The 7,254-nt window shown below is 43.3% G+C and carries 10 protein-coding genes; all 10 read right to left on the bottom strand.

What is annotated here, in order from left to right:
• Positions 1–491: biotin carboxylase N-terminal domain-containing protein (locus C509_RS0105765; protein ID WP_018705970.1), on the bottom strand; the 491-nt coding region annotated here is incomplete at its 3' end.
• A gap of 12 nt (positions 492–503) precedes the next feature.
• A complete protein-coding gene (gene accB, locus C509_RS0105760; RefSeq protein ID WP_018705969.1) occupies positions 504–1,010 on the bottom strand; it encodes an acetyl-CoA carboxylase biotin carboxyl carrier protein in 507 nt (168 codons plus the stop codon).
• A 549-nt stretch (positions 1,011–1,559) separates the two neighbouring features.
• Positions 1,560–2,090 carry a SpoIIIAH-like family protein gene (locus C509_RS0105750; RefSeq protein WP_018705967.1) on the bottom strand — a complete coding sequence of 177 codons (531 nt, stop codon included), beginning with the start codon at positions 2,088–2,090 and terminating at the stop codon, positions 1,560–1,562.
• Positions 2,090–2,761: a stage III sporulation protein AG gene (spoIIIAG, locus tag C509_RS0105745; RefSeq protein WP_018705966.1), complete on the bottom strand. Its 672-nt coding sequence runs from the start codon at positions 2,759–2,761 to the stop codon at positions 2,090–2,092. The genes C509_RS0105750 and spoIIIAG overlap by 1 nt, the downstream gene beginning before the upstream one ends.
• Positions 2,758–3,384 carry a stage III sporulation protein AF gene (spoIIIAF, locus tag C509_RS0105740; protein WP_018705965.1) on the bottom strand — a complete coding sequence of 209 codons (627 nt, stop codon included), beginning with the start codon at positions 3,382–3,384 and terminating at the stop codon, positions 2,758–2,760. Before spoIIIAF ends, spoIIIAG begins: the two co-directional genes overlap by 4 nt.
• Before the next feature lie 16 nt (positions 3,385–3,400).
• Positions 3,401–4,588, bottom strand: a complete 1,188-nt coding sequence (gene spoIIIAE, locus C509_RS0105735; RefSeq protein ID WP_018705964.1) for a stage III sporulation protein AE — start codon at positions 4,586–4,588, stop codon at positions 3,401–3,403.
• Between the two features lie 26 nt (positions 4,589–4,614).
• Positions 4,615–4,998: a stage III sporulation protein AD gene (gene spoIIIAD / locus C509_RS0105730; RefSeq protein WP_026319708.1), complete on the bottom strand. Its 384-nt coding sequence runs from the start codon at positions 4,996–4,998 to the stop codon at positions 4,615–4,617.
• A 24-nt stretch (positions 4,999–5,022) separates the two neighbouring features.
• Complete coding sequence (gene spoIIIAC / locus C509_RS0105725; RefSeq protein ID WP_018705962.1) at positions 5,023–5,226, bottom strand: stage III sporulation protein AC; 204 nt, start codon at positions 5,224–5,226, stop codon at positions 5,023–5,025.
• 425 nt (positions 5,227–5,651) lie between these two features.
• On the bottom strand, positions 5,652–6,167 hold the full coding sequence (gene spoIIIAB / locus C509_RS0105720) for a stage III sporulation protein SpoIIIAB (protein WP_018705961.1): 516 nt from the start codon (positions 6,165–6,167) through the stop codon (positions 5,652–5,654).
• Positions 6,160–7,074, bottom strand: a complete 915-nt coding sequence (gene spoIIIAA, locus C509_RS0105715) for a stage III sporulation protein AA (RefSeq protein ID WP_026319707.1) — start codon at positions 7,072–7,074, stop codon at positions 6,160–6,162. The genes spoIIIAB and spoIIIAA overlap by 8 nt, the downstream gene beginning before the upstream one ends.
• Positions 7,075–7,254 lie beyond the last annotated feature (180 nt).

Here is a 7,254-nt window from a genome sequence, read left to right as displayed (position 1 = left end):
CCACCGCCCGCAGTAGCTTTGATGATAACTGGATAGCCTATTTCTGCAGCTATATTCTTTGCTTCCTCTATCGTCTCGACGATTCCGTCTGAGCCAGGTACAATCGGTACCCCGGCAGCTTTCATCGTTGAACGAGCTACATCTTTTGTTCCCATTTTGGTTATGGCTTCCGGGCTTGGACCAACAAATATGATATTACATTCGCGGCAAAGCTCTGCAAAATCCGCATTTTCCGCCAAAAACCCATACCCAGGGTGAATAGCGTCACACCCTGTCAGTTTGGCCACACTGATGACATTGGCTGAGTTCAAATAACTTTCTTTTGAGGTGAGGGGTCCGATGCAATAGGCTTCGTCTGCCAATTGTACATGCAATGCGTCTTTATCGGCTTCGGAATAAACAGCGACCGTTTCAATATCCAGCTCCATGCATGCCCGAATAATGCGAACAGCGATCTCGCCCCTGTTTGCTATTAATAGTTTTTTTATCATCTATTTCGCTCCTTACTTGGGCTCAACTAAAAATAGCGGCTGGCCATATTCCACTAGTTCTCCATCCTTTACTAGGATTTCCGCTATTTTCCCTTCGACTTCCGCTTCGATCTCATTGAATAGCTTCATTGCTTCCACAATACAAACGATAGAATCCGAAGTGACTTCCGAACCTACTTTTACATACGGATCGCTGTCGGGAGAGGAAGCCTGGTAAAAAGTTCCTACCATCGGTGATACGATTTTATGTAAATTACTTTTTTCTGCAGCTTGTGCTGAAGTGTTTTCAGGTGTTGCAGGTGCTTTTTCCACCGCAGGTGCTTCAGGTGCAGTTTCCTGACGGACAACCGGTTGAGGAGACTGAATCTGCTCCGTTACATACCGTACCTGTTCCTGAACAACTGCTTGCACTCTCTTTTTAAGTTCAATTTTTGAGCCGTCATGCTCATAAACAAATTCCTCAATATCTGATTGGTCTATAAGTTTAATAATTTCACGTATTTCCTGAACCTTCAACATACACGACACTCCTTAATCATTATGAGTAGCTCTTAATATCATAATATAACAGGTTGTATAAATTCAACGACGACAGGGTAAATATACAGAAATAAATAGTAAAATGCAACAAGAAAAGTGGAAGCGCTTGGTTTGCGACGTACAGACTGGACATCTCCTGACGAGATAAAGGAAACACGACGACGAAGGAGTCGATGTTGACTTATCGTAGGAAGGAGAGGGAAGTCTGATAGTCGCAGAGCGCTGGAACTGGACAACAAGAAAAGTGGAAGCGATCGGTTTGCGACGTACAGACTGGACATCTCCTGATGAGATAAAGGAAACACGCGAAACGTAGTGAAGCGATGTTGACTTATCATAGGAAGAGGGAAGGATGTCTCTCAGCTGCAGGCTCAAGAAGCAACGTTGTCCAGTCACATCGCATAACTGGCAAATCCTGTGCGGCACTGGACAAAAGAAAGCGGTGCAACCGTTCAACGGCACACAGACAAATAAAGCTGTAAAAGCAAAAAGAAAGACGGACAGGAATTTTTTCCCTCCGTCAAATTACTAATTTTTTTGAAACTCTACCGTTGCAACCATATTTGTACCGATTTCCTCCCTGACAACCTGGAGAATGCGTGCTGCATCAGCACGTGAATGCTCTTTAGCCTTTACCGTAATGAGCATTTCTTCATTTTCTGTCCGGACCAATGCATCATCATATCCAAGGGACTTGATCAGGCTTTCCAATGTCTTTTCCTTTGTTTCAAGAGCAGATAGATCCTGCATCTTTGTATACAATTCATTTTTCTCCTCGGCAGTAAGATCCGGCGAACCAACCTGGTTCGTTAAATCCGCAATTTCCTTGCTTCGTTTATCCTGTATTTCCATCCTTATTGTCTCAAAAGCTTCATCCCCGGCCGCCTCGGTAATCACTTTCATGTCTTTTTCGCTTGCTTCCATTTCACCCGCAGCCTCTTCTTTTCCGCCTGTTGCCAAGTCATTCTTGGCCGGATCGGATGTTACATAATAAACGGATAGTACTACGACAAGGCTCAGCATGGTCAAGAGCCAAACTGTCTGTTTCTTCAACAGCATTACGAATCCCCCTTTGACTTTTTGGGCATGACAGCCACTTTATGACTTGGAACTTCAAGACCTCTCGTTACCGCCTCAACAATCCACTTTTTAATTTGGATGTTTTCAGCCCCACCGGCTACTACGAGAACCCCCTTTACTTCCGGTTTTCTCGTTTCCAACACGATCGGAACCTCTTTGTCCCCTTCCTTGATCAGCACAAGCTGGTCCTCGGTTGATTGGTCCTCTATTTTTCTTGTTCCACCCTCTTTGTCTTCTTCAACTGTCGTTTGATTTTTTAATGTCAGGTTTTTCTCAAGCACTGTTTTTTCAGTTGCCTCAACGTTTACAACAACCGTAACATCATGTACTCCAACTATCTGCTCGAGGGCTTCTTTCAATTGATTTTCATACTGATTTTCCAATTCTTTCATACCATTTTTACTTGAGTCCTGTTTACTGCCAAAAGCTTCCGCATCATCAGCACCAGCTTCCATTTCATTCATGGCTGTAATCGAGTCTTTTTCTTCGCCTGCTTTCCATAAATCGGAGATGATCATTAAAGCCGCGCCCACAAGGACAAGTATGAGGACGTAATAGATTTTATTGTTCTTCTTCTGTGAAGGGGCTCCCTTATTGCCATCTGTCCATAAATTTTTCAACCAATCAAGAGGACCGTTTTTTTTACTCATGGAGATCCGGTTCCTCCCTTCGCCACCAATTCTATTTTCGATTCTGGCACGTCCCACTCACTTGCAAGCATGAGCCTGATTTTTTCTTCCTGGACGGCTGTATCATTTCCTGTTTGATCCTTGATCTGAATGGATACCTGTTCCACCTCGGCTACACGATCTTTCGTCGTATATTGGTCGATGTGGACAGTTATCTTTTTAATAGTTTCCAAAATACTTTCCGGATCCTGGGCGGGAGAAGAAGTGCTGGATATATCAATATCGGTTATGATCATGCCATGATTTTCAATCATCTCCTTTTCAGCTTTCTCTTTAAGTTGGACAGCCATTTGCTCTAATATATATGCATGCTGCGATGTTTCTATTTCTCTTTTTTTTTCTTCCGCGTTTTTTTGCGAGGTAATGTCAGGATTGTTCTGACCAGTTAAAAATGAATCCATGGCCTTATCAAAATCAATAGAAAGAAATTGAAAAATAGGTGTAACAACGATCGAGATCAACAGGAGCCCTACCACTAACTTCACATATTTCTTAATAGCTGTATCAGGCAGGAGCATGTCCACAATCATTGCCAACAAAATAAACATGACTATATTTATGACCCATTCAGAAATCAGCTGCACGGGGCTCCCTCCTTATTCAGCGAATCATCATCGTTATGTTCCCGGACGTAATGACAATAGTGACGCACAGAAAAAACATGAACGATACAATGGCCAAAGATGCAAAAACATACATCATGCATTTGCTAATCGAATCAAGACTATTAATAATAGGACCGTCCCCGACAGGCTGAAGCAAAGCACCAGCAAGTTTATAAATAAAAATGATGATCAGTATTTTCATCGCCGGAAAAGCGGAGATCACCAGAATGATTGCGACTCCGGCCAAACCTACTGTATTTTTTATCAATACGGAAGCAGTCAAAACAGTATCCGCTGCATCGGTGAACATTCTGCCCACGACCGGCACAAAATTGCCCGTTACATATTTGGCAGTCCTTATTGCGACACCATCTGTGACAGCAGTTGCCGTACCTTGGATTGATATAACACCCAAAAGGACTGCCATGAATGCACCAAGAATGCCTATCCCCGCTTTTTTTAACAGATTGGCCAACTGTGTCACCTTGTAGTTTTCATTTAACGCGCTGACAATTCCCAGTAGTAATGCCATAAATAGAAGGGGTAAAACAATGGTTTGTATAAGGAGTCCGCTTGTCTGAATCAAAAAGATCAAAACAGGGTGGAAAAAAGCTGCTGAAGTCACCCCACCTGAAGACGCAATCAATGCGAGAATCAGTGGTATCAAGGCAAAAATGAACTGCGACATTGATTCGATAGCTGAAACGGCATACTCTACTGTTAAACGAAAGCTATTTAATGCAATGATGATCAGGACCATGAATACGACCGCATACGCGACTTTGGAAACTGAACCTTTTTCGAAAGCAGTGTGCAAAGATTGCAAAAAAGCGCTGAAAACCGCCAAAAGTAATAATGTCCCGAGAAGCTTTCCATTCATCGTCAATTCCTGAAAGGCAAATGCCGCAATTCCCCGAAACCACTCTTTTATGGAAAAAGATTTCTCTCCTTTTAAAAATTCAAGAAGCGTCCCCCGTTGGCTTTCCGGCAAATATCCTCCGTATTCATCCATGATGCCTTCCCAAAAAGTGTTAAGTTCTTCAATTCCCAGAGTCTCAATCTGCTCGTCCACCATTTTTGTGATAATATCATTTGATGATCCTTCTTCCTGTTCTGCCTGGATTGCGGATGAACCTGCAGTAAGTACAAAGCAGAATAAGAACAGCTGGACTATTTTCCGCATACCGTTTCCCCCCGCCTATCACGCTATCACTTGACCGGCATCATTTGGATAATGGTTTCAATCAGAACAGTCAAAATGGGGACAGCCAAAGCCAAAATGAGTATTTTCCCTGCCAATTCGACTTTTGCCGCCATGGCTCCCATTCCGGCATCTTTGCTTATATGTGAAGCAAATTCAGCAATATATGCAATACCGATGATTTTCAATATCGTTTTAACATACATCGTATTGATGCCTGCATTTGAAGCCAAACCTTCAATAGTCGATATGATTCCATGTATCTGATCGACCAGAAATAAAAAAATGGCACATCCTGTGAACAGGATCAGTAAAAAAGCAAACGTCGGCTTCTGCTCTTTGATGATAAGTGCTAAAAAAGTGGCGATGAGGGCGATGCCCGCTATTTGCAGTATGGCAATGGCCGCTCCCTCCCATCATTGAAATAAGAAGACCGATCTAATCTTTTGAAATAGACCATCGACAATCGTGACAACCATGAACAAAATATATATAAACCCGAACAAGGTGACCCATTGGGCGTATTCCTTTTTCCCGACCTGGTCAAGGATTGTGTGCAAAAAAGCAACAACGATGCCGACTCCTGCTATTTTGAAAATCACGTCCACATCAATGCCCATCCTATTTCCTCCCATCCTTATAAGAAAAGCGCAAGGCACGCAGTCTTAGGCGACAAGCTCAAGGCGAATTCCGATGAAGAAGCTTCCCATCCACCAAAGCAAAGAACCTGACTCTATTTCACCAAGTGATACATCACTATATTTGCATTAGAATTGCCATGATGTCCCTGTTGCTCCCTCGGTTAATCTATGACGTAGAAGTAGATCCATTCAGTAAAAATATCCTGCGGCTTATAATTTTGAACCGATAACGCCTGGCTGGCTCATGCGGCGACGTCCTGTCGCTTCGCCTGCACTAGTACTTCCTGTACGTCGGCCGGCTCATGCGGCGACGTCCTGTCGCTTCGCCTGCACTAGTACTTCCTGTACGTCGAAGCTAGTCATAGCAATGTTTCTCCAATAAAGAACTTAGTCTAGACTAACAATTAAAAAAGCAGGATAATAAACAGCAGTCCTGATAAAACGCCCAAGCTTCTCATAATTTTTTCATATCTCCTCTGCTTCTCCCTTGCCTCCGACTCTTCCCTGTCAAGATGGGTGACAGCAAGTAGGATCTGCTTTTGTTGGGTATATCGGTCATGCCTTCCAAGACTTTCTCCGAATTGTCTCAGGATTTCGTATTCGTCGGCTTTCATATCTGTGTCTTGCCATATCTCATCAAGGCTTTCCTTCCATGCTGACTTGACTGTAACATCCGTTTCGGAAAGTCTTTCTGAAAAAACTTTATATAAGCTGGCTGCCGGGTCGGGCAGCTGCAACGATATTTTTTTTGCAGCTTCTCCAAGCGGTGTATGGCTGTACATGATTTCCGCATCCAATGCCTGCAAAGAATCTTTAATGATGCGGAGCTGTTTAGGTCTGCGGTTCAAATGACTGGATGCTTCGAATCCAGCCCATGTAGTCGTTGAGATTATCAGAAGGGCTCCAATCAGTTTAAACATGTTCCTTCACAACTTGTCCGTTTTTATCCTTAATAGAAATGACCGTACCGGGACCTTCATTTCGTGATAATTCAATGAACCGTTGAAAAACTTTCAGCTCAATGATTTCCTTAAGCAACGGCCGGTTTTTTATTTCCTCAAAACCATTTCCATGGGTTGTCATCATTAAAGTAATTCCGGCATTGACGGCTTCCATGATTGCTTCTTTGTCTTCCCCACGGCCAATCTCGTCCACAATGAGTACGTCAGGACTCAAAGCCCGGATCATCATCATCATCCCTTCCGCTTTCGGACACGCATCAAGTACATCAATCCGGTTTCCAAACTTCAATTGGGGTATCCCATGCATACACCCTGCTATTTCAGACCTCTCATCCACAATTCCCGCTTTCAACGCAGGGATTCCGTTAGACTGGCAGCCTGTAGATACTATTCTGGCAAGATCACGGAGCAACGTTGTTTTCCCTGTTTGAGGAGGTCCAATAATCATTGTATGCTGCCATTTCCTATCATACAAAAAAGGGATGAAACGCTCGGCTGCCCCAATTTTTTCCCTGGCGACCCTTATATTAAAAGAAGCCAAGTGCCTTAAGGCTTTTACACGTCCTTCTTCTAAAATGACTTTTCCTGCAAGTCCTATCCTGTGCCCTCCTTCAATCGTGATATAACCTCTTCTGAGTTCCTCATCCAATGTATAAAAAGAGTGGCCAGCTAAATTGCTGAGCAGTTGTTCTGCATCACTTTTTGAAAACAGATACGGGAGGCAGCTGGTCACTTCCCCTGCTGTCACTTCTACATACCGATTGACCCTCAGCCTTATTTCCTCTATTCTCTCTCTCGTTTTCTCCGGCAAGACCTTTATTAATTCGCAGATCTCAGTTGGCAGGATGCGAATGATATTTTCCAAAGCGACCCTCTCCCAGACTTCTTTTCTACCTAATATGTATTCGGTCAGGCTCCAAATATGACCGGCCACCTTTGCTGATAACGGATAAACATGCAATCCTCCTTGAAATAATGATCAAGCGCATCTTTCATCTAACGTGGTATAGTAGTAATAAGTTTATTGAAAAGCAGGTGTACATTT

It is taken from the genome of Siminovitchia fordii DSM 16014 = CIP 108821 (assembly GCF_000374565.1).
Classification (GTDB): Bacteria; Bacillota; Bacilli; order Bacillales; family Bacillaceae_C; genus Siminovitchia; species Siminovitchia fordii.
The sequence above is the reverse complement of the archived record's forward strand: the minus strand, read 5'-3'. Positions and strand labels throughout refer to the sequence as shown.